Source organism: Spirillospora sp. NPDC049652 (assembly GCF_040675125.1).
GTDB lineage: Bacteria > Actinomycetota > Actinomycetes > Streptosporangiales > Streptosporangiaceae > Spirillospora.
In genome coordinates this window covers 1-1,524 of the sequence record NZ_JBFAOF010001343.1, presented here as the reverse complement: position 1 = coordinate 1,524, position 1,524 = coordinate 1, and the positions used below count along the sequence as shown (strand labels likewise).

Sequence of the window (1,524 nt, the reverse complement as noted above, 5' to 3'; positions counted from 1 at the left end):
CGACTCGACGATCCCCGGTGAGGACGGCCCGCCCAAGCCCGGCAACGGCGCGCTGCTGCGGGTCATCCAGACCGCGACGGGGGTGGCGCCGATCGTGACCGGCAAGCCGGAGCGGCCGCTGCACCGGGAGGCGATGCTGCGGACCGGGGCCGAGCGGCCGCTCGTGGTGGGCGACCGGCTCGACACCGACATCGAGGGCGCGTACAACGGCGGCGCCGACAGCCTGCTCGTGCTGACCGGCGTGAACGGTCCGCTCGACCTGCTCACCGCGCCGCCGCGGCACCGTCCGACCTACGTCGCGCCGGACCTGACCGGGCTGCTCGTCCCGCACCCGGAGGTGCGGCGGGACGGTGACGCGGACCTGTGCGGCGGCTGGACGGCCCGGCGCGCCGGCGACGCCGTCGAGCTGGACGGCGGGGGCGACCCGTACGACGGGCTCCGGGCGCTCGCCGCCGCGTGCTGGCGGTCCGACGAGCCCGTCCGCCCGGAGGCGGTGGCCGGCGCGCTGCGCGGCCTCGACCTGCCGTCCGGCCACTGAGGCGGTGCGTGGCCGGAGGGCTCCGGACGCGGTGGAGCCGGAGGGCTCCGGGCGGTGGAGCCGGAGGGCTCGGGGCAGTGGAGCCGGAGGGCTCGGGGCAGTGGAGCCGGAGGGCTACAGGACCTTGCGCAGGCGCAGCAGGTCGAAGAAGCTCGCCTCGACCTTGAGGCGGCCGGCGGCCCACGCCTTGGCCGGGCTCAGCTCGTCGTGCGCGAGCGCGACCAGGTCGTCGCTGCCGACGGTGAGCCGGACCTGCGCGGCCCCCGGGTCGTCGGCGGGCCGGAAGGGATCGAGCCCGCCCTCGTGCAGCCGCGTGCCGAAGGCCAGCCCGAGGTCGGGCACGCGGCAGCTGATGGTCCGCTCCACCACGTGCCGGGCGAGCTTGTCGGCGTCCACCTCGGCCAGCCGCTCTGCGATCTTGTCGAGCGCGGCGCGGCACTCCTCCTCGTTGGCCATGATCAGGCCGTTCCCCGTTCGGTCGGCAACGATGTCGTCCAGGGACGGTAGCGTTCAGACCGGACCCCGGGCGACCCGGGGCGCGCGGTTCGGGGTGTTCTTGGAGGTAAAGGTTGAGGTCCGACGAGGCCGCAGGCCCGGGGCCGGCAGCAGCCGCAGGGCTTGGGCCGGCGGGAGCCGCTGGCCCTGGCACGGCGCCGGGGGGTGCGGGGCCGGCGGCCGGGGGAGCCGGGGCGTCCGCGTCCGCCGGTGACCCGCGCGTGGACGCGGTCGTCGCGCGGCTGGACGAGCTGGCGGGCCTGCCCGTGCCCGCCCACGTCGAGGTGTTCGCCGACGTCCACCAGCGGCTCCAGGAGCTGCTGGTCTCGGCCGACGAGGAGGGCGAGGGCGTCCCGTCCCTCGGCGGCATGCCCCGGCCCGGCGCGTCCGGTCCCGGAGCGCCCGGTTTCGGAGCGTCCGGTCCCGGCGGGATGCCGCGCCCGGGCGGACCGGCCGGTCCCGGCGGGACGATGGCGCCGGGAGGCGGGGCG

3 protein-coding genes are annotated in these 1,524 nt (G+C 77.8%); 2 read left to right on the top strand and 1 reads right to left on the bottom strand.

The window, feature by feature from the left end; genetic code table 11:
* A partial coding sequence (locus AB0J52_RS40035) for an HAD hydrolase-like protein (RefSeq protein WP_500188397.1) occupies positions 1-538 on the top strand: 538 nt, incomplete at its 5' end.
* 114 nt (positions 539-652) lie between these two features.
* Here AB0J52_RS40035 and AB0J52_RS40030 read toward each other — a convergent pair.
* Positions 653-994 (bottom strand): SCP2 sterol-binding domain-containing protein, encoded by a 342-nt coding sequence (locus AB0J52_RS40030; protein ID WP_500188395.1) that lies wholly within the window; start codon positions 992-994, stop codon positions 653-655.
* A gap of 260 nt (positions 995-1,254) precedes the next feature.
* Between AB0J52_RS40030 and AB0J52_RS40025 the strand changes: the two genes are divergently transcribed.
* On the top strand, positions 1,255-1,524 hold a 270-nt coding region (locus AB0J52_RS40025), incomplete at its 3' end, for a hypothetical protein (protein ID WP_500188394.1).